The organism is Chitinophaga silvatica (assembly GCF_003419895.1).
In the GTDB taxonomy this organism is placed as follows: domain Bacteria; phylum Bacteroidota; class Bacteroidia; order Chitinophagales; family Chitinophagaceae; genus Chitinophaga; species Chitinophaga silvatica.
This window is the reverse complement of sequence record NZ_QPMM01000003.1, coordinates 227,432-254,128: the sequence shown is the minus strand read 5'-3', so window position 1 is coordinate 254,128 and position 26,697 is coordinate 227,432. Positions and strand designations below refer to the sequence as shown.

The following is a 26,697-nucleotide window of genomic DNA, read 5'->3' as shown; positions in this document are numbered from 1 at the left end:
GCATTAAAGCTATGAAAGGATTTACAAATATAGATTAATCTACTCAGCAAGTAGACTATTCGCCCCATAATCTGTATTTATGGAACATAACTAAAAGTTATGCGTCAGAACAGCCCGGTATTTTCCTTATATTGTGTGAACCCACCACCAGACATTTTTAATCCAAACATATGTTTTCAACCAACTTTACCCGCTTATTAGTACCATTACTATGCATTTCGGCCCTCGCACAAGCGCAGCAAAAGAAAATCCTGGGATTCAATGATTCTTCCTCTGTTCACCAGCAAAACCTGGAAAATTTGTTCGATAAACAGTTAGACCGGGTGCATATTGGAGAAACAATTAAGGCCCTGTCTGCCAATCCACACCATATTGGTTCAGCTAACGGGGCGGCAGTGGCTCAAGAAATCCTGAAACGCTTTCAAAGCTATGGCTGGGATGCAAAAATCGAAACCTATCAGGTGCTTTTTCCTACTCCTAAGGAACGGGTATTGGAACTTACTGGCCCTACTACCTATAAAGCCCTTTTAAAAGAGCCTGCCCTTAAAGAAGATGCTACTTCCGGTCAATCGGGGCAATTACCTACCTACAATGCCTGGAGTGCCGATGGCGATGTAGAAGGCGCTCTGGTATATGTAAATTTCGGATTACCAGAGGATTACGAATACCTGGCCCGCACAGGAGTGGATGTAAAAGGGAAGATCGTAATTGCCAAATACGGTCGCTCCTGGCGTGGTAGCAAACCTAAAGTAGCCCAGGAACACGGAGCCATAGGTTGTATTATTTATTCTGATCCGAAAGAAGACGGATACTATGCCGGAGATGTTTACCCTACTGGTGCATTTAAAAACGAATTTGGGGTGCAACGAGGCTCAGTTATGGATATTGTTATTCATCCAGGTGACCCGTTAACACCCAATATCGGTGCCACTGCCCAGGCACAAAGACTCGAACGCTCACAGGCAATAAATCTCCTCAAGATTCCTGTTTTACCAATAAGCTATCATGATGCAGCTCCTTTACTAAAAGCATTAGATGGGCCTGTTGCTCCTGATGAATGGAAGGGAGCATTACCGTTTACCTATCATATCGGTGGGGGTAAAGCCAAAGTGCATCTGAAACTCTCCTTCAACTGGGATATTAAACCTTGCCATAACGTTATTGCAACGCTTAAAGGTAGTGAAGCTCCCGATCAATGGGTTATCCGTGGCAATCACCACGATGCATGGGTAAATGGTGCTGCCGATCCGATCAGCGGACTAGCTGCATTACTTGAAGAAGCAAAAGCTATTGGCGCTTTATACAAACAAGGTTTCAAACCTCGCCGCACCCTGGTTTACTGTGCCTGGGATGGTGAAGAACCCGGACTATTAGGTTCTACGGAATGGGCAGAAGATCATGCTGCCGAATTACGTGAAAAGGCCGTTGTTTATATCAATTCAGACAATAATGGCCGGGGCTTTTTTAACGCCAGTGGCTCGCATGCCCTGGAAACTCTGGTAAATGAAGTAGCTAAAGAAATTATTGATCCTCAAACTAAAGTTAACCTCCTGGCCAGAAAACAGGCATCAGATATCTTAAAAGCCAGTACAGTAAAACAAAAGAAAGACAGAGCAGCCCGACTGAACATGAATATTGGGGCAATGGGCTCAGGGTCTGACTATTCATCCTTTCTTCAACATTTAGGAATTCCGTCTTTAGACTTAGGTTTTGGGGGAGAAGATAGTGGAGGCGAATATCATAGTATCTACGATTCGTACGACGATTATTCGAGATTTAAAGATCCCGGATTTTATTATGGAGTGTCTTTAGCTCAGGCTGCCGGACATACTGTATTAAGGGTTGCAAATTCAGAAGTTGTACCATTCGACTTTCGTCGTTTATACGAAACCGTTAATGGTTATACCACTGAACTTATAGACCTGGCTTCCACTATGAGAGAATCTACAATTTTGGAGAATCAGCTGATCAACGATCGGATCTACCAACTGGCTACAGATACTGCCAAACATCTGCTGCCGCCAAAACAAAAATTGGCAGTACCGTACCTCGATTTCTCTGCTCTGCAAAATGCATTGACAGTATTTGATACGGTAACAGCCACTCTTTCATTGCAAAAAGATGTAAACCAGTCTGTTTATCAGGCCGAGCAACAGTTGCTGAATGAAAAAGGATTACCTGGCAGGTCGTGGTATCAGCATACTTTATATGCTCCGGGTTTTTATACCGGTTATGGGGTTAAAACAATTCCCGGTGTCAGAGAGGCAATAGAGCAACGCAGATGGGCGGAAGCTCAGGAGCAGATTGCGATTGTATCGGCTTCTATCAATAAGCTATCAAACTATTTACAAAAGCTAAAGGCGCATTAACGTTGCGCCTTTAACTTTTGCAGATAATCTTTTAATCCCTGCACTATTTTTTCAACAATTAGTTGCTGGAAGGCTGGTTGTAATAGTTTCTCTTCATCACCCGGGTTACTGAGAAATAAAGTTTCTATCAGTGCATCCGGGAACTCTGTTGGATTATTAAGAATGAAATTGAAGTTGCCATTATTACCAAAATCCTTAAGGCCGGTTTCCAGCAATCTTGCATGTATAGCGGCATTCAGCGGTTCGCAGAAAGGTTGTTTGTAATAATTGGCAGTACCAGAAACATCTACAGGGTTTACTGATGAATTAAAGTGAATACTTAATAGGATATCGGGATCGGCTCTTCTGAAAAAGGATAGTCGATCTTCATTCGGAACAAATTTTTCTGTAGTCCTGGACATTAAAACAGTGGCTCCTTCCCGCTCCAGTAATGATTTAAGTTGAAGTGCCAGTAATAGTGTCCATTGTTTTTCTACTGCACCTGTAAGGCCAGTAGCCCCAGGATTGCTACCTCCATGTCCGGCATCCAATCCTATGACCAGATTATTTAAAGCAAGTTTTTCAGGTTGGCGTTTAACTCTTACAACTAATCTGTTATTATCGTAGTACACCAGATATCCCCATGGATCGTGCTTCAAAGAAATTACAAGTCTGCATACATCAGGAAACGGTTGGCCCCAGGCAATGGATTTTATTTCCCTGGTTCTTTCTAAGGCAGTACTAAGCGCTTTATCGGCATAGGCACCATGAATATCTACAATGATCTTTCTGTCTTCAACCCGTTGGGTAGAAAGATAGGGAAGCCTGTCTGAGAGGCCTACAGATACATAATCAAACTTCTCATCACTCCAGGTTTTAGCATCTTCTGCAACGCTGACAGATAGTTCTTCCTGTGGTATTTCTGTATCTACCAGCGGTTCCGGGATATAGGCATAGTGGTTTGCCGATAGCCTTATCTTATAGTAATCATTTTGTTTGCCAACGATATGTAACAGCACATCTTTATCGAGATACCCGATTTTATCGGGTCCTAACCGGTCGCCAAATGGGCTTGCAACCAGGTAAGTCATGTTATCGATAGTTCGACCGGTAAACGGAAGTTCATTTCTTAACATGCTGTACCTGTAGGTACTTGCGAGCGTAGTAATGCTACCGCCTGCATTACGCAGTTTAGCCAGAATTTTACCATTGAGCAAAGAGTCGCCTGGTTGCAGGATATAGGTTCCGCTGTAATAGCCGGGAACGCCGCCCGATTGAGAAGCGGGGAGTTCTTTCAGGGGCTGATTATTGATCCATGTGGCAGTTTGACCAGGTTGTGCCTTAAGCCTGATATTGAGCGTATCGCCTGGCATGAGTTGGAGATTGCCTGAAGGAGTTATCTCCATAAAGTCGATTCGGAAGGCCTGGGTAGCTACAGGAGCCGGCACGGGGTTATAATAGAAGGTTACATTTCTGGTAGTAGTTTGATTGTCGGGGCTGGTAGCAGTGATAGTAAAGTTATTTCTGCCTGTATTCAGGTCGTATTTCGCGGCAAAGGTGCCGGTGCTGTAAACATGCACAGTATCATTGTTGATGGTCAGTTTACAACCAACACAAGTACGTCCTGCAATATACTGTCTTGAGGTATTTACATTGCTTTGATCCTTGGATGGCTGACTTAACCGGATAGCCACCTGGCTGTTTGCCGTGAATGAAAGCAGTATTAACAGTGCAGTAAAAGAATACAACAATTTTGGAGATAGCATAAACCCTGTCATCAATATCAATATAGATCGTAAAGATAGTTACGTGCAGGGAAAAATAGCGGTTATGCAAGAAAAAAGGAACGAAGTAACTACCTCGTTCCTAATTCTTTATCATTAAAAGCCTTGAATTACCAAGGATATTTATTATCAGAGATCAGTTTATCGGCAATGCGTCTGCGGGCTTCTTTTGTATTGAAAGGTTCTGCTTTGGTGAAGCGTTTTAATCCCAGCAGCATCATACGTTGTTCGTCACCTTCGGCGAAAGCGTTGATGGCATCTTTACCTGATTTATTGATTTTATCGGCGGCATCATACAGATAGGTTCTTACCATATCTGCCTGTAGAGCAGCAGCATCTTCGCCTTTACTGTCAGTAAGTTTAATTAATCTCAGTAATGCGCTTTCGGCTACAAATGTTTCGATGGCCATATCGGCGATATCCATCAATATTTCCTGTTCATTTTCCAGTTTAGCCATCAGCTTTTGAGCAGCAGCACCTGCGGTCATAAGAATGGCTTTCTTGAAATTGGCGAGGAGTTTCTTTTCCTTAGCGAAAGGAGTTTCATCATCGCTTCCGAAATCTGGAATATCCATTAGTTCCTTGAGAACGTTCATGGCAGGATTCATCAGATCTATCTTGCCTTTCATGGCGCGTTTAAGCGTCATATCGAGCGTCAGGAGGCGATTGATTTCGTTGGTGCCTTCGAAGATTCTGTTGATGCGGGAATCGCGGTATGCTTTAGAGATAATATATTCATCGCTGAATCCGTTACCACCATGAATTTGCACTCCTTCATCCACCACGTAATCGAGAACCTCTGAACCATTTACTTTGAGGATAGCACATTCTACAGCATATTCTTCAGCGGCGCCGAGTAATGCTTCGTTGAATGGTTTTCCGGCAGCGAATAACTCTTTCTCTTTATCATCAATCAACTGAGCAGTGCGGAATAGCGCAGCTTCGGAAGTCCAGGTGCGTATAGCCATTTCTGCTAGTTTATGCTTGATGGCTCCGAAATTTGCAATTGGTTGTTTGAATTGGATACGTGTATTAGCGTATTGTACGGAAGTATTAATACATTTTTTAGCAGCGCCCAGGGCGGCAGCACAAAGTTTTAAACGACCGATATTCAGGATGTTGAATGCGATAAGGTGACCTTTACCGATTTCGCCAAGTACGTTTTCGGCAGGCACTTTAGCGTCCTGGAAGTAGATCTGGCGGGTAGAAGATCCCTTGATCCCCATTTTATGTTCTTCAGCGCCTAGTGTAAATCCGGGAGTTCCTTTATCTACAATGAAAGCGGTGAATTTATCGCCATCGATTTTTGCGAAAACGGTGAATACATCGGCAAATCCGGAGTTGGTAATCCAGCTTTTCTGACCGTTGAGGATATAGAACTTACCGTCTTCAGTAAGTTTGGCGGTTGTTTTAGCTCCAAGAGCGTCGGAACCGCTGTCTGGTTCGGTGAGGGCATAAGCGCCTTTCATTTCACCGGTAGCCAGTTTAGGTATGTATTTGTCTTTTTGTTCTTTAGTACCAAAATAGAGAATAGGCAGTGATCCGATACCTGTATGAGCGGCCATTGCTACCGAGAAAGAGTGGCCTGCGCCAAGTCCTTCATTGATAATGGTTGCAGTAACGAAATCTTTACCTAAACCGCCATACTCTTCAGGGAATGAAGCGCCTAAAAGGCCTTGTTCTCCGGCTTTTTCGAGTAACGAGGGCATTAATCCTTCTTCCAGCTTATCAATCCTGTCTACTATCGGTGTTATCTCCTTGCTGATGAACTGGTCTGCCATGTCTTTGATCATCAGTTGTTCTTCCGAAAAGTCTTCGGGTGTAAACACGTCTTCAGGAGCACTTTCTTTTACCAGGAACTCTGCACCTTTGAGTGCAGTCTTATTTTCAACTGTTGTGTCCATGTTTTTCTGATTTTTTGGTAGTTATGTAATTTAAGGAAAAAAGCATAGCGGAGTGTAAAAGAGCTGTTAAATCGCATGGGTCACATTAAGAATTCATTAGAATGTTATAGATACGTTAATCCTTAAGTCCTGGGGTTCATACTTTTCTGGTTTTTTGTGTATCATTGTTCCAATGTCCGATTTTTTCCTTCCATATCTGAATAGCGCCTTTCACGGTATCGTAATGGGTAGCGGACAAAAACTATTGATCTGTTTACATGGTTTCGGAGAATCGGCAAAGCATTTTGCACCTCTTGAATCTACGTTAGGAGATACTTTTACGCTGGTGGCTATAGATATGCCACTGCATGATAAAACAATCTGGAAGGAAAACAGAGTATTCGAGAAAAGTGATCTTGGGGCGATTGTAGATTTACTTCTGGAGAAGTTCGGGAAAGATAAATTTTCGCTGCTTGGGTATAGCATGGGAGGCAGATTGGCTTTATGTTTAGTTGAATTAATGCCGGAGCGGATAGATGAACTTATAATGGCTGCACCTGATGGGTTGAAAAACAATCCCTGGCATATGTTTGTTACTCAAACGGCTGTAGGCAACTGGTTATTCAGGTATAATACCGATCACCCATTCTTTTTCTTTACTTTATTGAATACCTGGAAACGATTAGGATTACTTAATCAGAGCGTGTACAAGTTTGCATTGCACAGAATGAATGAACCAGTAAAAAGGCAGTTGGTTTATAACGTATGGACCAATTTACGAAGAATGATGCCAGATAAAGAGAACTGCAAACAATTATTAGCTAAATACAACGTTTTTACACTTTTGGTTTTTGGAAAGTACGACAGAGTAATTCCACCCATTTTAGGCACCAGATTCATAGACGGCACTTTCCCGGCAAAAATAGTTGTAATGGATAAAGGACATCAGTTGATTTCTGCGGAGCTCGGACTTATCATTAAAAATAATCTTTAATAACGGATGTTTTTTTTCTTAATAATATTAGTGGCGCTGGCTTTGGGTTATGGAGCATTAATGCTGTGGTATAGCCTTGGATGGAATAAGCTACGCAGTTACGCACCAGAGAGTAAAGCTCCTGGTCATACAACCGTTACCGTTATAATTCCTGCCAGAAATGAGGCCGATAATATTCCTCCTTTATTGGAAGCGCTGGAACAGCAAACCTATGATGCAAGCTTACTCCAGATTATAATCATCGACGACTTTTCTACAGATAATACTGCCGATGTAATTCGCAACACAAAAATGCCAAACGTGCGATTGCTGCAGCTTAGCGAGTATCTGAATAAACAGGAACGACTCAATTCCTTTAAGAAGAAAGCTATTGAAATCGCAATTTCAGAAGCCACAGGAGAGCTCATTGTTACTACTGATGCAGATTGTGTAATGGGGCCTAAATGGATTGAAACTTTAGTGAATTATTATGAGCATCATAATCCAAAGTTTATTGCAGCACCTGTAAGTTTCTATAAGGAACATAATCTTTTTAAACGTCTGCAATCGCTCGATTTCATGACTATGCAAGGTATTACAGGAGCGGTAGCACAGCTTACCTCCGGTACCATGTGTAATGGTGCTAATCTGGCTTATGAGAAGCAGGCTTTTCTTGAAGTAGGTGGTTTTAAAGGAATAGATAATATCGCTTCGGGCGATGATATGCTGCTGATGTATAAAATATACAGTGCATATCCGGATAAGGTAAAATATCTGAAATGCGAAGATGCAGTTGTGCAAACACTGGCTGTGGATACACTTTCTGATTTTATGAATCAACGTATCAGGTGGTCGTCTAAAGCCGATAAGTATGAAGATAAGCGTCTTACCTGGATGCTGGCATTAGTATATCTTTTTAATCTGGGATTACTGGTGATGGGGTGCATGGTTATTTTTATGCCGGTTTGGCGCCCATGGTTTTTTATTCTGCTGTTATTCAAAATTACATTAGAGCTGTATTTCCTTCTGCCGGTTGCCCGGTTCTTCAATAAAACAGAGTTACTTGTCTGGTTTATACCCGGACAGTTATTTCATATTCCGTATATTGTCATTGCCGGTTGGCTTGGGAAGTTTGGTAGTTATCAGTGGAAAGGCCGCAAGGTAAACTAAGCATATGCAATCATCTTCCTGGAAACGCTTATATAAAAATAAAGGCGCGGTTGCCGGATTAATAGTCATTTGTTTTTCGATTATACTGAGTATCGGGGCTTATTTGTTTGCCCCCGATAGCACTCCATATGCCAATCGTATGATCCTGGAAATAGAAGGACAGCATCCGGGATTTAAAACAACCATGCTTGAAATAAAGAAGGAGCAAGCGATTCGGCCAACCTCTTTTTTCAGCCGCGTATTGTATGGCAAACCATCAGACCTCAATTATATTCCTGTCAGATCATGGAGATTTAAGGATAGTTTGTTGGAAATAGATAGGTATGTTGATGAATCTACCAGCAAAAAAGAAGTTTATTCACTGAGCCAGGTCTGGTATGGCCATTCAGTTGCCGATCCATTGCCAGATCAGGAGTTGCAGTCCTTAATTGAAAAGAACAGAATCAGGCAGAAAACATATTGGCTGGGAACAGATAAGTTTGGCCGCGATATCCTTTCCCGCCTGATTATCGGAACCAGAGTGAGTTTAAGTGTGGGTTTTATTGCCGTAGTCATTTCCCTGACTATTGGAGTGATCCTGGGGTCATTGGCCGGTTATTTTAAGGGTAGAGTAGATGATATAATAATGTGGTTGGTGAATGTAGTATGGGCTATGCCTACCTTACTACTGGTATTTGCACTGACACTGGCCCTTGGAAAAGGATTTTGGCAGGTATTTATTGCGGTAGGTTTAACGATGTGGGTAGGAGTAGCCCGTATTATCCGTGGACAGGTACTTGCAATCAGGGAGCTCGAATATGTTGAAGCAGCAAAAGCCTTGGGATATAATCATTTCAGGATTATTACCAGGCATATATTACCTAATATTCTGGGGCCGGTGATGGTTGTGGCCGCCGGAAACTTCGCAACTGCTATTGTTGTGGAAGCCGGATTGAGCTTTCTGGGAGTAGGAGTACAACCTCCTCAGCCTTCCTGGGGCCTTATGATTAAAGAGAACTACAACTTCATTATCACCCATAATCCTTTATTAGCTTTAGCACCGGGAGTGGCGATTATGTTATTGGTGCTGGCATTCAATCTTTTAGGAAATGGATTGAGAGATGCTTTAGATGTGAAAAGTAAAATTTGATTGATATATCAAAAAAAATTAATTTCACCTTCCTGATATCTTACAATATGTTATTGAAAACCTGGATACCTGCCTTCTTAGTACTTCTTTTAATTACGATTGTTTCTTGCAAAAAGAAACATAATGAAACTCAGCCAGATAATAATAATCAGGAAGAAGCATTAGCATTTGAATTACCGGAAGTACAATTGCAGAAATACAACATTGCTCAGGATAGTTCATTTGCACTCAAAGTAAATGTTACCTCCAAGTTTCCCGGAAAGGGAGTAAAAGTTACCTTAAATGTAGCTACCGAAACCGGATTAATACCTTTAGTACAGGATGATATACCGAATATTACAGCCAATCCGTTTACCATTAATTTAAAGCATCTTAAGCCATTGAAGACTTACCAGATCACTATTGGCCTGGCTTCACTCGATAATTCGGCTAATGTGGCAACACCTAAAGTATTCTTTCTTACAAATAAATCTGATCAATAGGAAGAATTACCATCCCGCAAAATTGTGTAGGTTTGCTGCTTCGCAGACAATGAAAAGTTATGCAAATTGCAGTTAATGCCGCTTGTTTACGACAAGACAAACCTGCCGATACAGGCCTTATAGCAACAGAAATATTACTTGCGATGTTCTGGCAGCAACCAGAACATCAATTTACCTGCTTCTTCGACGGAGAAATCCCGGTCGGACTGGAATTTCCTACAAACGTTACTCCGGTAGTAATTCCCCGAAAAGGCAACAAGTCGTGGCATTATTACTGGTGGCTCGAGTGGCAGCTGGTAAAAGCAATGAAGCCCTTTAAGCCCGACAGATATTTGGGATTTGACACCTTGCCCCTGAGAAGCAATATGCCTGCAACCTTATTGATTAAGGATCTGGCCTATATGAATGGAGCAAGTGTTGATTCTCCTTCCTATCAGAAATGGGTGACTAAAAATAGCCAGAAGTATTTTACAAGTGCCAGCAATATGGCGGTATTATCTTCTACCCTGGCAACTGAACTGGTTAGATATTCGCCGGAAAGCAGCAATAAAATCACTCAGCTGGTTCCTGGGCTGAGCCCCGATTATAAGCCATTGGAATGGGATGACAGGGAGGCTGTAAAAAAGAAATACACAGATGGAGCTGAGTATTTTCTGGTTCTGGGAGCACTTCATCCAAGAAATAATATTATTCCTCTGTTAAAGGCATTTTCAGCCCTTAAGAAACGTCAGCGTAGTAATATCAAGCTAGTATTGGCGGGAAGTAAAACGGCTGCAGGGATGGATATACTTGAGGCCTTACAAACCTACAGGTTCAGACACGATGTAGTGATACTGGATTCGGTGAGCAACCAGACTGAACTGGCAAGTTTGATTGGAGCCGCTTATACACTGATTTATCCTCCTCGTTTTGAAGGGTTTGCATGGCCAATATTGGCAGCACAGCGTTGTAAAGTACCGGTTATTGCATTGGATAGCCCTGCAGCGAGGGAGGCAGGAGGAGAAGCTGTTTTATATGTTGACCCTTCCAGCCAGGAAGATTTATCAGAAAAGATGAGCTTGCTGTATAAAGATGAAATGTTGAGATCCAGGTTGTTAGATAAAGAAGGAACTATTCAGCCATATACTAGTTGGGAGAAAGCGGCAACGGTACTTTTTGAGTTATTAAAAGGCTAATTGACAGCTATTGGTAATTAAATGCCGGAGTATGGCTATTTTTGCGCTTTAATTTTTGAAAAATGAGTAACACATCAACTATAAAAATCCAGGTGGGATTAGATGATCAGAAAGTTCCTGAGTCTATTCAGTGGAGTGCCACAGATAATAAGGAAGAAAGAATGATCAAAGCTAAAGGAATGATCGTATCTTTTTGGGATCCGGCTGAAAGAGCTGCTCTGCGTATCGATTTGTGGACAAAAGATATGATGGTAGATGAGATGGCAGATTTCTTCTTTCAGACTATGATGACGATGGCAGATACTTATGCGAGAGCTACTCAATATAAGGATCAGGCCCAGGAGTTGAGGGATTTTGCAAAAGATTTCTACAAAAAATTCCAGGAAAAGCAAAAAGCAGAAGGACAATAATCCATTAAACCTAACCATATGTCATTAGAAACAAACATCAATGCAGAGATCAAAACTGCAATGCTGGGTAAAAAAGAAGCTGATTTGCGTGCTTTAAGAGCTATTAAAGCGGCAATTCTGGTAGCTAAAACCGCAGAAGGGGCAACAGGAGAGTTAACAGAAGCTGATGAGCAGAAATTATTACAAAAATTAGCGAAGCAAAGAAAAGATTCTTTGGAAATCTTCCGTACCCAGAATCGTGAAGATCTGGCTGTGAAAGAAGAAGAGGAATTGGCTGTAATAGAAAGGTTTCTGCCTAAGCAATTGACAGAGGAAGAATTGAAGAATGAGATAGCAGCTATTATTGCTTCTACAGGTGCCAGTTCACCTGCCGATATGGGTAAAGTAATGGGTGTGGCTACCAAGCAATTAGCTGGTAAAGCAGATGGTAAGGCTATTTCCGCATTAGTTAAGGAGTTGCTTAAATAATTTATATGTATTTCCGGGTTTTAATGATCCGGAAATACACTTTCCAACATGTCTATAGACATTATATTTGCCGCTATAATGGTTTTTGCCCTGTATAGGGGCTATACTCGTGGGTTAATTGTTGCCATATTTTCTTTCATTGCTGCAACGATAGGGTTAGCAGTAGCATTGAAGCTTACGGCAGTTACCTCATTATATGTACAACAGCATTGGGATTTACATTCCCGATGGATACCTATTTTCTGCTTTATTTCATTATTTATCGGAGTCATTGTACTTATCCGGCTTGGAGCTATGATGCTGGAAAAGTTAGTGGAGTTCGGGATGTTGGGATGGTTGAATAAGCTGGGTGGAATCCTGTTGTACAGTATTATTTTTATAATAATTTATAGTGTGATCCTATGGATGGCCAATCAGGTATACTGGCTCAGCCCTGAAACAAAACATCAGTCAGTGGTGTATCCTTATATCGAACATATTGGCCCTTGGACTTTAGATCATACTGGAAATGTTATACCGGTTTTTAAGAATATGTTTACCCAATTGCAGGCATTTTTTGAGCGGGCAGCACAGCATATCCAACCTGGTTAACTCATTCCAAAGATTATTTAGATTAATAAAAAGAATTATTTTAGCGTAAAATTGACTTTCAAGATTTGGCAATGGATTACGAAATCAAAACTCAGGGTAAGTTTAGTTATTTAGAGGAAGGAGAAGGAGAACCACTAGTTTTATTGCATGGGCTTTTTGGCGCTTTAAGCAATTTTTCCGGCGTGGTAGAGTATTTCAGGCAATACAATAAGGTTGTTATTCCTTTATTGCCCCTGTACGATTTAAATATCCTCGAAACGTCGGTGGGAGGATTAGCCAAACATGTGCACAAGTTTATTGAAGCCAGAGGTTACAAAAATGTTCATCTTCTGGGAAACTCATTGGGCGGGCACGTGGCATTGGTTTACCTGTTAAAACATCCTGATGCTCCTGTAAAATCATTAATACTTACCGGAAGTTCTGGCTTATTTGAGAATGGAATGGGCGAAACATATCCTAAAAGAGGTGATTATGAGTACATTCGCAAAAAAGCAGAATTAACCTTCTATGATCCAAAAATCGCTACTAAAGAGCTGGTAGACGAAATGTTTGAGATCGTTAATAACCGCTTAAAAGTTATTAAGATTATCACCCTGGCAAAATCAGCAATTCGCCATAACCTGGGAGACGAACTTAAAGAGATTCAGCAGCCAACTTTGCTTATTTGGGGTAAAAATGACACCGTTACACCTCCTATGGTAGCGGAAGAATTTCAAAAGCTTATACCTAATTCTGAATTGGAATTCATCGATAAATGTGGCCATGCACCTATGATGGAAGTACCTGATGAATTCAACAAAATTCTGCATGCTTTCCTTGAAAAATTGAAGCAATAGTCAGCCAGTGAACAAGATTGCATATCCGCATGTTGCACGTTAAAAGTGCAGCCAACCTACGTACATGTAATTTCTTTTTCTGTTGGCATATTCTTTCCTATTATTGTATAAGAATACGCTAACATGATTGCCAGAGAACTCATATCTTCAGTACCTGCCCTGCATCCTTCCGATACAGGCACTAAAGCGCTGCGCCTGATGAGTGAATATCATCTGACGCAACTACCAATGGTGGCCGATAATAAATATCTGGCCCTGGTAGCAGAAGATGATATACTGGACATGGATAACCCGGAGGCTACATTGGAATCAATGGAAAATACGGGTACCCGTCCAGCTATCATGGAATACGCTCACTTCTACGAAGCCTTGAAATTATTTCATGACTTCAAATTGTTCGTATTGCCAATAGTTTCCCGCGAAGGAACCTACCTTGGCATCATCACCAAAGACAGCCTGCTCGATGCGCTGGCAGGATTCAATGCGGTGAAGGAACCAGGCGGCGTTCTGGCTTTTGAAGTGGACCCAAGAGATTATGCACTAAGTGAAATTGCAAGGATTGCAGAATCTAACGATGTTACTTTGTTAAGTGTCAATACCATAACAATTCCATCGACCGGTAAACTGGAAGTAATTCTGAAAACCAACAGGCAGGAATTGCAAAGTCTCATTGCCACATTCGAAAGATTTAACTACAATATAAAGTATGTCTTCTCAGAAGAACCTGAAGAAGAATTACTCAAAAAGAACTACGACCTGCTTATGAATTACATCAGCATGTAAGAGTTTTCAACTTTGTAAAGCCGGTATCTACTCAGTAGATACCGGCTTTTTTTATTACCCCCAAATTCTCAATTATCTTTTAGCCTTTTTATTATATTTGGATATTGTCAACACTTTTATTAAATCGGATCAAACCTACATGCTGAGATGCTGTTTTTATCTGCTGGCCACAGTTTGCCTGTTGGAATTTGTGCTGCCTGATTCGGTCTATGGACAGACTACGCCAACCAAAGACGGCAACTATTTTATCGTAAAAAATATCCTGGTTTCCGGAAATAAAAAAACCAGAACTTCTGTGATTATCAGAGAGGTATATGTAGTGCCCGGAGACACTGTTTATCTGAAAGACCTTTCAGCAACGCTGGAAGCCTGCCGAAAACAATTACTGAATACTTCCCTGTTCCTCAATGTTACCGCCAATGTTAAGAACTGGAACGGCAATGAAGCCGATCTCGTTTTTGATGTTTGGGAGCGATGGTATACGTTCGCTTTCCCTATTTTCAAATTGGCCGACAGGAACTTTAACCAATGGTGGGTAGAAAAAAAACACAGCTTAAGCCGTATTAATATTGGAGTTAGTGGTACTCAGGGAAATATGAGCGGACGAAATGACGAATTAAGTGCTGCCATCCAATTCGGTTATACCCAACGATTTGCTTTACAATACACCTTACCATATATCGATAAACATTTTCGACACGGACTTGGAATTATTGCTTCCTATAAACGGAATCGGGAAGTGAATGATAGTACCAACGACAATAAGCAGGCCTTTTTCAGAAAAGATGAATTTCTGAGGCAAGTGTATATGGTTGGCTTAAATTATAGCTACCGGAGAGCCATCAATACCCGACACCAGGTATCCCTGACCTATAACTACGAAAAAGTAGTGGATTCAGTAGCTATCCTTAACCCGAACTATCTTGGTAAAGGCCGTACTCAGATTTCCTTTATGGAGCTCACCTACCGTATGCATTATATCAAGGCCGATAGCTGGGTTTTTCCCTTAAAGGGATTCAGTGTGCAGGCAGAAGTATCAAAAAAGGGTTTAGGGCCATGGGATGATATTCATGATATTCGTTTTCGCCTGAATATGGCCAGGTATTGGGAGCTTGGCCGGAAAACTTTCGGCGCATTAGGAATAAGGAGTCAGGCTAAATTTTCAAACGATCAGCCTTACTTTAATCAACAGGCCCTTGGCTATAGCGATGATTATTTGAGGGGGTTGGAATATTATGTGGTAGACGGAACCAGTTTCGCCATCCTGAAATCGACCTTGCGGCAGGAACTAGTATCGTTTAAATTCAGACTTCCGATAGTACCGAAGAAATTTAGTTTAGTACCGATTCGAATTTTTGCCAAAGGCTTTGCAGATGCAGGTTATGCCTATAATAAATATCCCGGTAACAGTTTCCTGAACAACCGCATGTTATATACCGGAGGAGTAGGATTTGATATTGTATCGTTTTATGACACCAACCTCAGAATTGAATACAGCTTTAATCAGTTAGGTCAAAAAGGACTATTTTTACACACGAGCATAGATATGTAAGCGTTAAAGATTATCAATTAAAGTTGTAGAAATGCAGGTAGCACTTTATAGCAGAGGGTTTATTACTGAAGATATAGCCAATATCCGTTTATTGTTGGAAGAGTTGAGAAAGGCAGAGATAGAAGCAATCATCTATGAGCCTTTTTTCCGCACCTTGCAGGAACACGTTTTTTTTGAACACCCGCCGGTCTTATTTTCTACAGCAGAAGACCTTTCCGAGAAGATCGACTTTTTAATGAGCCTGGGAGGAGACGGAACTTTACTGGATACCGTTTGCTATGTAAGAAACACAAATATTCCGGTTATCGGCATCAATTTCGGGCGACTGGGTTTTTTGGCCAGTATAGGAAAGGAAGAAATCCATGCTTTAGTTCAGGCATTACAAAACCGTACCTATATAGTAGATCAGCGGTCTTTGCTTCATTTGGATGCTAACATCCCTTTGTTTGGTGAGATACCGTATGCATTGAATGAATTCACTATCCATAAGAAAGACTCTTCATCAATGGTGAAGATCCATACGTATTTGAACGGAGAATTTCTGAATACATATTGGGCGGATGGGCTAATAGTAGCAACACCAACCGGATCTACGGGTTATTCATTAAGTTGCGGTGGCCCAATAGTTTTTCCTGAGGCCGGAAACTTTATAATAACACCAGTAGCCCCTCATAATCTGAATGTCAGGCCTATAATTGTGCCGGACGATAATATAATTTCGTTTGAAGTAGAAGGGCGTAGTGAGCAATTTCTCTGCACACTGGATAGCCGGATGGAAACTATTGATAGTACTGTGCAGATAGCGGTTAAGAAAGAACAGTTTTCGATTAGCCTGTTGAGGTTAGATGACAGTAATTTCCTTCATACCTTAAGAAATAAGCTGTTATGGGGTATAGATGCCCGTAACGCTATTAAGCTTTAGTTTTTATTAAATATTGTTACATTTACAAATATATTGCCTGCTGATTATAATGTTGAATTTGCCCCTTGAAAGCCTTGTGAGACTAACTGGAAAGCATAAAGTCAGCCAAAACATTAAATAAATCCGGCATTTTAGCGTTTTAAGAGCACTGGAAATTTATGCACAGACATTTTTTATATCCTGGATATCTTATTTTTTGGCTGGTAATGACAGCTGGATGCTTGTTTTCGAGTAATCTGGCGGCTCAGAATGAGTTGCAGTATGTTGGGGAGTTAGGTATTTCTGTGGGAGCAGCCCATTATTTTGGAGATTTAAATACCAGAGGGGCCATAAACAGGCCTAAACCTGCAGTAGGTATATATTACCGTAAGTATTTGAATGATTATGTAGGGCTTCGGGCACATGGAAGGTTCATGCAGCTTGGATATTCCGATACATATAATAAGAATGAATTCCAGAACAGGCGTAATTTAAGTTTCAATACTAACCTCTGGGAATTAGCGTTGCAGGGCGATTTTAATTTCTTCCGTTTCGAGCCTGGCAGCCTATACGAACGTTTTTCCCCATATCTTACCGGAGGCACCAGTATTTTTTATTTTAATCCTTATACCTATCTTGGTGGGGTGAAATATTATTTACAGCCGATGAGAACCGAAGGACAGGGTTCCGCGCTGTATCCAAACCGAAAGCCATACAGCCTTGTATCTTATGCGTGGCTGATTGGGGGAGGGTTTAAATATAATATTTCGAAAAGTGTGAATGTGGGCCTGGAGGCTCTATACCGGTTTACGCAAACAGATTATTTGGATGATGTTAGTACCACTTATGTGGGAGAAGCTGTATTTCCAACTGTAAACGGGTTACCTTCGGTGGCAGCACAATTACAAGATAGATCTGGAGTAAAGGGCACGCCTATAGGAGTAGTAGGCCGGCAAAGGGGTAATAGTCGTGATAAAGACCAGTTTGTAACACTCGAGTTAACAATAAGTATCCTTTTCACTTCTTACAACTGTAAATTTTAGTTGATAGAAAAGCAACTTTCTACGGGTGGGCAAAGTATACCTGCCAACCCCTTGGTAAGTTCTCTGAATTAGCTAAAAACCCCACTGGTATTGAATTCGCTGTTAAAACTACGTTAAAAGACCTACTCAGGCTTTGCCAAAAAAGTCATTACTCTATTTTTGTATCTTTGCACCCTTTTAGAATCTGTTATAATCTGTTATAATACGCCTGACACAAATGAGCTTGAAGGATAAATTGGACTTGCAACGGATGCCTCGTCATATAGCCATTATTATGGACGGGAATGGCCGTTGGGCAAAGGAGAGGGGGCAAGACAGGCTGTATGGGCACCACGAGGGAGTTGAAAGTGTGCGGAACATTGTGGAAGTCTGTGCAGAACTGGGAGTCGGCTATCTGACCTTATATGCCTTCTCCACGGAGAACTGGGATCGCCCGGTCTATGAAGTTAATGGCATCATGGAATTGCTTGTAAACACTATCCGTATGGAAGTGGCTACATTATCAAAAAATAATATCCGTTTAAGTGTGATTGGCGACATGGGAATGCTGCCACCACAATGTCAACGGGAAATGGAGGAAGCTATTGCGCTTACCAGCCAAAATACAGGCCTGAATCTCATTATGGCCCTCAGTTATAGTGCAAGGTGGGAAATTGTGGATGCAGCCAGGAAGATTGCCCTGGATGTTAAGAATGGAACCCTCGACCCTCTTGCTGTTACACCTGCTGTATGGGAAAATTATCTCTGCACTGCCGGTATACCAGACCCCGAATTAATGATTCGTACAAGTGGGGAATGTAGGATCAGTAACTTCTTACTTTATCAACTGGCTTACGCAGAACTCTATTTTACAGATACTCGCTGGCCAGATTTCCGTAGCGAAAATCTTTATCAAGCCATTTTAAATTTCCAAAACAGAGAACGGCGCTTTGGCAAAACAAGCGAACAAATTCAGCAGAATGAAGAAATTATTTCCTAAGGGCCTTCTGGCTATAGCATTATGTTGTACTGCAGGCTTACGTGTATCCGCACAGCAAACCGATACCCTGCCGCCACAACCTGCTAACCAGTCTGTTTATCCATTAAATATCGGAGAACCAAGACAATACGAAATCGCCGATATTCAGGTGGTGGGAACACAGTACCTGGATAAATCCCTGCTGTTGTCTTTATCCGGCCTCAATGTAGGCGATAAAGTTACCTATCCGGGTGGTGACCAGTTCACCAAAGCTATCCAAAGCTTATGGTCTCAACGCCTCTTCGCGGATGTAACTATTTATGTAACCAAAATCGAAGACGATAAAATCTGGTTGGAGATCGGACTTACCGAAATGCCTCGTATGTCTTCCTTCAACTGGAGAGGAATTAAAAAGTCTGAAAGTGATGACCTGACCACCAAAGCTGGTCTCCGTAAAGGAAGTGTAATCACCGACGCCTTGAAACAAACGGTTAAGGCTACTGTACATAAGTACTACGCTGATAAAGGGTTTGGAAATGCCGCCGTGAGAATCGACGAGCGTGTAGATTCCGGCCAGGTGAATTCTGCTCACCTAACCTTTAACGTTACCAAAGGAAATAAAGTAAGAACAGAAAATATCTACATAGTAGATAACTATAATATCCCTGATTCTAAAATCAAAAAGAGGATGAAGGGTACCAGAGAGCGCTCCCGCTTTACGCTGCATCCTGATACTGAACATTATTTCAAGGATTCAGTAGCAGTGCCGGACGACTTCTGGAAGACTTACGGTTATCTTCAACCTTCAAGAGCATTTGAAAAATTAGATCCTTACTTCCGCTTTAAGCTCTTCACCTCATCTAAATATAATGAGAATAAATACCTCGAGGATAAAGGGAAAATTATTTCACTCTATAACTCTAAGGGTTTCCGTGATGCGCTTATCGTAAAGGATACTATTTATAAAGCACTATCTCAGAATCTGAATATCGAACTCCAGATGTCTGAAGGTAAAAAGTATTACTTCGGTGATATTACCTGGAAAGGAAATACCAGATATAATGATTCTTCCCTGACCCGCATTTTAGGAATTAAAAAGGGAGATATCTATAACCTGGAACTCCTGGAGAAAAGATTGGGTAAACAAATGTCGCAGGAAGGTGGTGATATCACCAGTGCGTATATGGATAATGGTTACCTCTTCTTCCAGATCGATCCTGTTGAAATCGGAATCCGCGGAGATACTATCGATTACGAAATCCGTATGCGTGAAGGACCACAGGCAACTATTAAGGAAGTACGTATCGCTGGTAACGAAAAAACCAATGAACACGTAATCCGCCGTGAGCTTCGTACTATCCCCGGTGAAAAATTCAGCCGTACAGATCTGATCCGTTCTCAACGTGAGATCTCTAACCTGGGCTTCTTCAACCCTGAACATATTGGTATCAACCCTGTTCCTAACGTAAGCGACGGAACTGTGGATATCGATTACACTGTAGAAGAAAAAGCAAATGACCAGTTGGAACTTTCTGCAGGTTGGGGCGGTTACATCGGTCTGACAGGTACTTTGGGTGTTACCTTTAATAACTTCTCCTTACGTAATATCTTCAGAAAAGAAACCTGGGATCCATTACCGAGTGGAGATGGTCAGAAACTTTCTGTAAGAGTTTCTTCCAATGGTAAGGCTTATCGTTCCTATAACTTCTCTTTCACAGAACCATGGTTAGGTGGAAAGAAAAGAAACCAGTTCTCTGTAAGCTTCTACAGCAGCTATCAGAATCCATACGCGTATAACGACTATTATAAAGGTTTATATGGAGATACCTCTACTTCTACCAATGGTCACTTCAAGGTGTTAGGTGCTTCTGTTTCGTTGGGAAAACAATTGAAATGGCCAGACGACTATTTCTCACTGATCTACTCACTGAACTATCAACAGTATAAACTGAAGAACTATAACTACTTCATGATTAACGGATTTGAGAACGGTATTTCAAATAACGTTAACTTCAAGATTACCCTGGCAAGATCGTCTGTAGACCAGCCAATCTTCCCGCGTTCAGGTTCCAGCTTTATGCTTTCTGCTCAGTATACTCCTCCTTATTCTTTGTTCAACCCGGATAAAGATTATACGAAGGAGCCAATTGCACAGCAGTTTAAATTTATCGAGTACCAGAAATACCGTTTCAATGCAGAATGGTATGTTCCATTGAGCAAGCCAATGGGATCAGATGCTAAAGCATTTGTATTGAAGGTGGCAGCTAAGTTTGGATATATTACCAGATATAATGATCGTACAACATTATCTCCATTCGGCAGATTTGAATTGGGAGGTGATGGTTTGAGTAACTTTGCAATCTACGACCGTGACATCATTTCACAGAGAGGTTATCCGGTGTACTATACTTCCGATCCGAGTGTGAACCCAGACAATGGACAGCCAGCCAACTATTCAGGCTTTACAGTATTTAATAAGTATGTAATGGAACTGCGCTATCCTTTCAGTCTGAACCCAAGTTCAACTATCTTTGGTCTGGCCTTCCTGGAAGCAGCCAACGGGTATAAGGATATTCAGGAATATAACCCATTCAGGTTGCGTCGTTCTGCCGGTATCGGTATGCGTTTCTACCTGCCAATGTTTGGATTGCTTGGATTTGACTATGGTATTGGTTTCGATCGTATTAAGCCGGGAGGTGGATTGAAAGATGCTGCTAAGTTTACATTTATGCTAGGTTTCGAACCAGAATAATGTGGAAATAAATTATATATTGCAAGTTTAACTGTTATAGGTTTTGCAAAACTTAATACGTAGCATGAAGAAGCTTTTTATTACAGCCGCAATAATACTATCCATGGGAGCTGTTGCCAGTGCACAGCGCTATTGTGTGATAGATACAAAATATATCCTGGAAAGTATTCCGGAATATAAAGAGTCACAATCTAAGCTGGATGCTATTGCAGAACAATGGCAGAAAGAGATTGATGCAAAGTTTCAGGAGGTGGATAAGATGTATAAGTCTTATCAGGCCGAACAAGTGATGCTTACAGAAGAATTGAAACATAAAAGGGAAGACGAAATAGTAGCAAAAGAGAAAGACGCAAAAGACCTGCAAAGGAAAAGATTTGGTTACGAAGGCGATCTGTTTAAGAAGAGAGAAGAATTAGTAAAGCCCATTCAGGACAGAATTTACAATGCGGTACAAAAATTGTCTGCAAGCCGTATGTATGATTTTGTATTAGACAAAGCAGGAGGAGCAACATTAATATTTTTTGATCCAAAACTCGACAAAAGCGAAGAGATACTCAAAGCACTGGGAGTGAAGAAGTAATCTCAAACTTGTACCTATTTTTTTAACTATAAGTATTTAAATTTTTTTAAACACAGACAACATCATGAAGAAGTTCGTAATTATTGCTTTTGTGGCGGTTACCGGTTTATTCAGCGTGAATGCGATGGCTCAATCAAAAGTAGCGCATATCAATGCACAAGCGCTTATTGCTGCTATGCCGGAAGCTAAGAAGGCTGAAACAGATCTGCAAACTTATGCACAAAGCCTGGAAGGTGATGGAAAAGCACTGGTAGATGAGTACACTAAAAAAATGAAAGAATTTGATGAGAAGGCAGCTACCATGACCGATAACGTAAAAGAAATCAAAACCCGTGAAATTCAGGATGCTCAAAAAAGAATCCAGGATTACCGCGATGCTGCTGAACAAAAAGTTCAAAATAAACAACAGGAGCTGCTGAAACCTATCTACGATAAAGCACGTAAAGCTATCGAAGATGTGGCTAAAGAAAAAGGTTACGGTTATGTAATCGACAGCTCTGCTGGTATTTTACTGGTTTCTCCAGCTGCAGATGATATTCTGGCTGCCGTTAAAGGCAAAATGGGTATTAAATAATATATTTTTTTTAATACATGAAGGTGGAATGTAGTGAATACTGCATTCCACCTTTACTTTTAAGATTTTGGATTTTAATTTTAATTTTAAATAAAATTCTGCTACCTTTGCCTTCCGTTTTAAAAAAGAATCCTTAACACGGAGTTTTAGTAGTACAGGTAAAAACAAAAAAAAGAAATGAAACGTACTTTTCAACCGCATAACAGACGCAGAAAGAGCGTTCACGGCTTCAGAAAGAGAATGGAAACTGCTAATGGCCGTAAGGTATTGGCTTCTCGTAGAGCAAAAGGTCGTAAGAAGCTGACTGTTTCTGACGAACGCAAGCTGAAATAATTTAGTAGCTAAATACTTTTGCCATAAAAACTTATTCTTTTAAAAAGGAAGAAAGGTTAAAAAGCAGAAAACTAATTGAAGCGCTTTTTCGTGAAGGAAAAGCGTTTTCTGTTTTTCCATACCGCGTAGTATATCTCCCGTTGCCTTCTCCGGGAAAATATCCCGTGCAGGTAGGTTTTAGTGCTTCTACGCGCCGATTCCCAAAGGCGGTAGACAGAAACCGAATTAAGAGACTCAGCCGTGAAGCCTGGCGCATGCAAAAACAGGAGCTTTACGACCAACTTCAGTCACAATCCCGTCAATTCGCCGTTTTCCTCATTTATACTGACAAAAAAATTGCTGATTTTTCTGTTCTGCAAGGCAAAATTTCGGTAATTTTAAAGAAGTTGGCTACAGTAGGTGAATAATGTGTCATGAAAGTTCCGTCATCCCCACTGTTGATAAAAGGCCACTAATTGAAGTTTATGAAAAGTGTTGTGCGCTGGCTTAGTTATCCTTTTATCTTTCTGATAAAGCTTTATCAGTGGTTTATTTCTCCCTTATTAGGTAGTAAATGCCGCTACACTCCATCCTGCTCCCAATATGGGTTAGAAGCATTTAAAAAATATGGCCCCCTCAAAGGTGGCTATCTCACCATAAAGCGTATCTTGTCGTGTCATCCCTGGGGAGGACACGGTTATGATCCTGTGCCTTAAGCCGGTACGCCAACGTTTATTAGTTAATCTTTTACATTCTATTGCATGCGTGTGGTTTTTAACAGAAAAAAGAAACTCATTGCTACCTTGTTGCTATTAATCACCATTGGTGGCATTTATTCTTTCAGTGAAAATGATAAATATTTCCAGATCGCAAAGAACCTGGACATATTTGCTGCTTTTTATAGAGAGCTGAATACTTATTATGTAGATGATCTTCCTCCCGAAAAGCTAATGCGTAAAGGCATCGATGCTATGTTGGAAGAAACCGATCCCTTCACCGACTTTGTTGCTGAAGAAAATCTGGATGATCTCAAATTTATGGCCACCGGAAAATACGGCGGTGTAGGTGCTTCCATTTATACAAATGGAGAATGGACTACCATCACCGATGTTTATGAAGGTAGCCCAATGGATAAAGCCGGAGTAAAAGCCGGTGATATTATTGTAAGCATGGACGGTAAATCCTGTAAAAATCTTGCCCAGGAAGACGTTAGCCGCCAGCTTAAAGGTGCTGCCGGAACTCCGCTTGTGATGGTACTTCGTAACCCGGTTACCGGTAAGGAAACTACCAGAAATATTATGCGCGAAGAAATTAACGTAAAATCGGTTAGTTATTCAGGTGTAGTAAAAGGTGACATTGGTTATATTAAAATGACCCAATTCACTGAAAACAGCGGGGCTATGGTAAGGGAAGCTGTTGCTAAATTAAAGCAAAGCAACCCTAACTTAAAAGGGGTGATCCTCGATTTACGCGGAAACCCCGGCGGTTTGCTCGATGAAGCCGTAATCGTTGCCAACGTGTTTATCGATAAAAACAAACTGATTGTAAGTACAAAAGGAAAAGTAAAAAACTGGGATCGCGGCTATGAAACTGCCGATCAACCAGTCGATACCAAACTTCCATTAGCAGTACTTACTAATCATTCTTCTGCTTCTGCCTCAGAAATCGTTGCAGGTAGTATCCAGGATATGGACAGAGGTGTAATTATCGGACAGCGCTCTTACGGTAAGGGGCTTGTACAAACAACCCGCCCGCTCCCTTATAATTCCAAACTGAAAGTAACTACTGCAAAGTATTATACTCCAAGCGGCAGATGTATTCAGGCTATCGATTACTCTCACAGAAATGATGATGGAAGTGCTGATTACGTGCCGGATTCGCTGCGTAAAACCTTTGCTACATTAAATGGAAGAGCAGTAAAAGATGGTGGTGGAATTGAGCCTGATACCAAGGTAGATCCTACCTATATCAGCCAGGTGGCTATTACTTTATTACGTAAGCAATTTATTTTCGACTTTGCCACTGAATACTATTATAAGCATCCGACAATTGCAGCCGCTCCTACTTTTGCCCTGACTGATACCGACTTCGGTGATTTTGAACGCTATCTCGAAAACAAAGATTACAGCTACAAAACCCGAAGTGAGGAAGCATTGGATTCTTTCAGAAATACCGCTAAAAAGGAAAAATACTATGAAGGTATTACCAAAGAATTGAGCGAATTGGAAGAAAAAATGAGACACGATAAAAAACAGGATCTCCTTAAAAATAAAACAGAGATCAAACGCTTGCTGGAAGAGGAAATCGTGAATCGTTACTATTTACAGAAAGGACGTATAGCCAAATCACTCGATTGGGATAATGAAGTAATTGCTGCTGTGAATACGCTTCATAATCCTACGCTATACAAGCAGTTGCTCTCAAAAAAATAAAATATTAAATCCATCAAAAATTAATTGATGCCCGGATGAAATGTAAACAGAAATCTCTTATTTTTGTTTACGTTGCTTCCGGGCATTTTTGATTTCACGTTTATTGTTACTATTTTGAAGTCTCAGTGAATAATAAATAACATTTTTTCAACCTAAAAGGGTAATCATGCCAATCCATTCCAACGAAGATTCTCGCAGGAGTTTTATCAGCAAAATTGCCAAAGGAGTAGTAGGTGCTTCCTTAGTACCTAGTATCCTTACAGCTGCTGATAGAAAAAGAAACATCCAATCTCTTTCCCGTCTGAAAGAAAAGTATAGTGCCAACGACCAGATTCAGATTGCCTTAATTGGTGCTGGTGGTATGGGAACTGCTGATGCCAACACAGCGATCACCGTTCCAGGCGTTAAATTAATTGCAGCTTGCGATTTATATGATGGAAGATTAGCGGATGCTAAAAAGAAATGGGGTAACGATATTTTTACTACACGTAACTACCAGGAAATTCTGGATCGTAAAGATATTGATGCCGTAATTATTGCGACTCCTGACTTCTGGCACAAAGAGATTTCTGTTGCTGCCATGAACAAGGGGAAGTCGGTATACTGCGAAAAGCCAATGGTGCATGATATTACAGAGGCACCTGCGGTAGTAGAGGCTCAACAACGCAATGGTAAGGTTGTATACCAGGTTGGTAGCCAGGGTATGAGCTCTTTAGGTAATGAAAAAGCCCGTCAGTTACTGAAAGACGGAGCTATTGGTAAATTGAACTATGCAGAAGGTTTCTGGGCTCGTATGTCGCCTACCGGTGCATGGCAATATCCTATTCCTGCCGATGCTTCATTGAAGACAGTTGATTGGGATGCATACTTAAAAAATGCTCCGAAGCGCGACTGGGATCCTTTACGTTTCTTCCGTTGGAGAAATTATAAAGACTACGGAACAGGTGTATCAGGCGATTTATTCGTGCATTTATTCTCCAGTCTCCACCTGGTAACCGGATCTATGGGGCCAAATAAAATCATGGCTACCGGTGGTCTGCGTTATTGGAAAGATGGAAGAGAAGTTCCGGATATTATGCTGGGAATGTTCGATTATCCTGAAACTGCACAACATCCTGCATTTAACTTGTCGTTACGTGTAAACTTTGTGGATGGAACAGGTGGAACCAACTACTTACGTATGGTGGGTAGCGAAGGCTCTATGACTGTAGAGTGGGATAAAGTTACTTTGTATCGTAACCGTAATGTTGTTGATGAAAATGATCCGTTAGCTGCTGCAAATGCTGCATCTTCCAACAATGGTAAAACATATGCTTATCACCGTGCTGAAATGCTTCCTCCAGATACTGTAATTTATGAAGCAGAAAAAGGATATAAAGGAGCGCATTTCGATCACTTCTATAACCTGTTCAATGCTATGCGTACAGGTGGTAAAGTAGCTGAAGATCCTACATTTGGTTTCCGTGCTGCTGCTCCTGCTCTGCTTTGCAATCAAAGTTATTTCGATAACAAGATTGTTCATTGGGATCCACAGGCTTTGAAACTTGTTAACAAGTAAAAA

Annotated in this window: 25 protein-coding genes; 23 read left to right on the top strand and 2 right to left on the bottom strand. The window is 41.1% G+C overall.

All coding sequences use genetic code 11. The annotated features are described in order from the left end of the window. Window positions 1-170 precede the first annotated feature (170 nt). Complete coding sequence (locus DVR12_RS08935; protein WP_116975323.1) at window positions 171-2,369, top strand: M28 family metallopeptidase; 2,199 nt, start codon at window positions 171-173, stop codon at window positions 2,367-2,369. On the opposite strand, the gene DVR12_RS08930 is transcribed toward DVR12_RS08935, so the two are convergent. Both DVR12_RS08930 and DVR12_RS08925 read right to left on the bottom strand, forming a co-directional pair. Further along, entirely contained in the window at window positions 2,366-4,114 is a 1,749-nt protein-coding gene (locus tag DVR12_RS08930; protein WP_158563240.1) for an N-acetylmuramoyl-L-alanine amidase, read from the bottom strand. The two genes, DVR12_RS08935 and DVR12_RS08930, sit on opposite strands and share 4 nt — an antisense overlap. Window positions 4,115-4,242: 128 nt before the next feature. Continuing rightward, a complete protein-coding gene (locus tag DVR12_RS08925; protein WP_116975321.1) occupies window positions 4,243-6,036 on the bottom strand; it encodes an acyl-CoA dehydrogenase family protein in 1,794 nt (597 codons plus the stop codon). 172 nt (window positions 6,037-6,208) lie between these two features. Here DVR12_RS08925 and DVR12_RS08920 point away from each other — a divergent pair, with 172 nt between their 5' ends. The 22 genes from DVR12_RS08920 (at window position 6,209) to DVR12_RS08815 (ending at window position 26,694) form a co-directional block, all read left to right on the top strand. Then, window positions 6,209-7,009 (top strand): alpha/beta hydrolase, encoded by an 801-nt coding sequence (locus DVR12_RS08920; RefSeq protein ID WP_116975320.1) that lies wholly within the window; start codon window positions 6,209-6,211, stop codon window positions 7,007-7,009. A 6-nt stretch (window positions 7,010-7,015) separates the two neighbouring features. Beyond that, window positions 7,016-8,158: a glycosyltransferase gene (locus DVR12_RS08915; RefSeq protein WP_116975319.1), complete on the top strand. Its 1,143-nt coding sequence runs from the start codon at window positions 7,016-7,018 to the stop codon at window positions 8,156-8,158. 4 nt (window positions 8,159-8,162) lie between these two features. Beyond that, the gene (locus DVR12_RS08910; RefSeq protein WP_116975318.1) at window positions 8,163-9,287 is read left to right on the top strand and encodes an ABC transporter permease; all 1,125 of its coding nucleotides are present in this window, start codon (window positions 8,163-8,165) and stop codon (window positions 9,285-9,287) included. Between the two features lie 47 nt (window positions 9,288-9,334). Beyond that, window positions 9,335-9,769, top strand: a complete 435-nt coding sequence (locus DVR12_RS08905; RefSeq protein WP_147323435.1) for a hypothetical protein — start codon at window positions 9,335-9,337, stop codon at window positions 9,767-9,769. Between the two features lie 59 nt (window positions 9,770-9,828). Then, window positions 9,829-10,944 carry a glycosyltransferase family 4 protein gene (locus tag DVR12_RS08900; protein WP_116975316.1) on the top strand — a complete coding sequence of 372 codons (1,116 nt, stop codon included), beginning with the start codon at window positions 9,829-9,831 and terminating at the stop codon, window positions 10,942-10,944. 62 nt (window positions 10,945-11,006) lie between these two features. Then, window positions 11,007-11,354 carry a gliding motility protein GldC gene (gene gldC / locus DVR12_RS08895; protein WP_116975315.1) on the top strand — a complete coding sequence of 116 codons (348 nt, stop codon included), beginning with the start codon at window positions 11,007-11,009 and terminating at the stop codon, window positions 11,352-11,354. An 18-nt stretch (window positions 11,355-11,372) separates the two neighbouring features. After that, a complete protein-coding gene (locus DVR12_RS08890; protein ID WP_116975314.1) occupies window positions 11,373-11,822 on the top strand; it encodes a GatB/YqeY domain-containing protein in 450 nt (149 codons plus the stop codon). Window positions 11,823-11,870: 48 nt separating this feature from the next. Further along, window positions 11,871-12,413 carry a CvpA family protein gene (locus DVR12_RS08885; protein WP_116975313.1) on the top strand — a complete coding sequence of 181 codons (543 nt, stop codon included), beginning with the start codon at window positions 11,871-11,873 and terminating at the stop codon, window positions 12,411-12,413. A gap of 71 nt (window positions 12,414-12,484) precedes the next feature. Continuing rightward, window positions 12,485-13,249 (top strand): alpha/beta fold hydrolase, encoded by a 765-nt coding sequence (locus DVR12_RS08880; protein WP_116975312.1) that lies wholly within the window; start codon window positions 12,485-12,487, stop codon window positions 13,247-13,249. A 123-nt stretch (window positions 13,250-13,372) separates the two neighbouring features. Next, complete coding sequence (locus DVR12_RS08875) at window positions 13,373-14,032, top strand: CBS domain-containing protein (protein WP_116975311.1); 660 nt, start codon at window positions 13,373-13,375, stop codon at window positions 14,030-14,032. A 139-nt stretch (window positions 14,033-14,171) separates the two neighbouring features. Continuing rightward, on the top strand, window positions 14,172-15,584 hold the full coding sequence (locus DVR12_RS08870; RefSeq protein ID WP_116975310.1) for a POTRA domain-containing protein: 1,413 nt from the start codon (window positions 14,172-14,174) through the stop codon (window positions 15,582-15,584). Window positions 15,585-15,615: 31 nt separating this feature from the next. After that, a complete protein-coding gene (locus tag DVR12_RS08865) occupies window positions 15,616-16,506 on the top strand; it encodes an NAD kinase (protein WP_116975309.1) in 891 nt (296 codons plus the stop codon). 158 nt (window positions 16,507-16,664) lie between these two features. Beyond that, window positions 16,665-17,528, top strand: coding sequence for a type IX secretion system protein PorG (gene porG / locus DVR12_RS08860; protein WP_199417077.1), 864 nt, complete (start codon window positions 16,665-16,667; stop codon window positions 17,526-17,528). 217 nt (window positions 17,529-17,745) lie between these two features. After that, window positions 17,746-18,507 carry an isoprenyl transferase gene (locus DVR12_RS08855; protein WP_116975308.1) on the top strand — a complete coding sequence of 254 codons (762 nt, stop codon included), beginning with the start codon at window positions 17,746-17,748 and terminating at the stop codon, window positions 18,505-18,507. Beyond that, window positions 18,488-21,238: a BamA/OMP85 family outer membrane protein gene (locus DVR12_RS08850; protein WP_116975307.1), complete on the top strand. Its 2,751-nt coding sequence runs from the start codon at window positions 18,488-18,490 to the stop codon at window positions 21,236-21,238. Before DVR12_RS08855 ends, DVR12_RS08850 begins: the two co-directional genes overlap by 20 nt. A gap of 64 nt (window positions 21,239-21,302) precedes the next feature. After that, window positions 21,303-21,818 carry an OmpH family outer membrane protein gene (locus DVR12_RS08845; protein ID WP_116975306.1) on the top strand — a complete coding sequence of 172 codons (516 nt, stop codon included), beginning with the start codon at window positions 21,303-21,305 and terminating at the stop codon, window positions 21,816-21,818. 64 nt (window positions 21,819-21,882) lie between these two features. After that, window positions 21,883-22,392, top strand: coding sequence for an OmpH family outer membrane protein (locus DVR12_RS08840; protein ID WP_116975305.1), 510 nt, complete (start codon window positions 21,883-21,885; stop codon window positions 22,390-22,392). A gap of 177 nt (window positions 22,393-22,569) precedes the next feature. Continuing rightward, entirely contained in the window at window positions 22,570-22,725 is a 156-nt protein-coding gene (gene rpmH, locus DVR12_RS08835; RefSeq protein ID WP_012788729.1) for a 50S ribosomal protein L34, read from the top strand. Window positions 22,726-22,748: 23 nt separating this feature from the next. Beyond that, window positions 22,749-23,132, top strand: a complete 384-nt coding sequence (locus tag DVR12_RS28115; protein WP_116975304.1) for a ribonuclease P protein component — start codon at window positions 22,749-22,751, stop codon at window positions 23,130-23,132. 57 nt (window positions 23,133-23,189) lie between these two features. Continuing rightward, window positions 23,190-23,420, top strand: a complete 231-nt coding sequence (gene yidD, locus DVR12_RS08825) for a membrane protein insertion efficiency factor YidD (RefSeq protein ID WP_116975303.1) — start codon at window positions 23,190-23,192, stop codon at window positions 23,418-23,420. A 45-nt stretch (window positions 23,421-23,465) separates the two neighbouring features. Next, window positions 23,466-25,136, top strand: a complete 1,671-nt coding sequence (locus DVR12_RS08820; protein ID WP_116975302.1) for a S41 family peptidase — start codon at window positions 23,466-23,468, stop codon at window positions 25,134-25,136. 166 nt (window positions 25,137-25,302) lie between these two features. Then, on the top strand, window positions 25,303-26,694 hold the full coding sequence (locus tag DVR12_RS08815; protein WP_116975301.1) for a Gfo/Idh/MocA family protein: 1,392 nt from the start codon (window positions 25,303-25,305) through the stop codon (window positions 26,692-26,694). The last annotated feature ends 3 nt before the right edge of the window (window positions 26,695-26,697 follow it).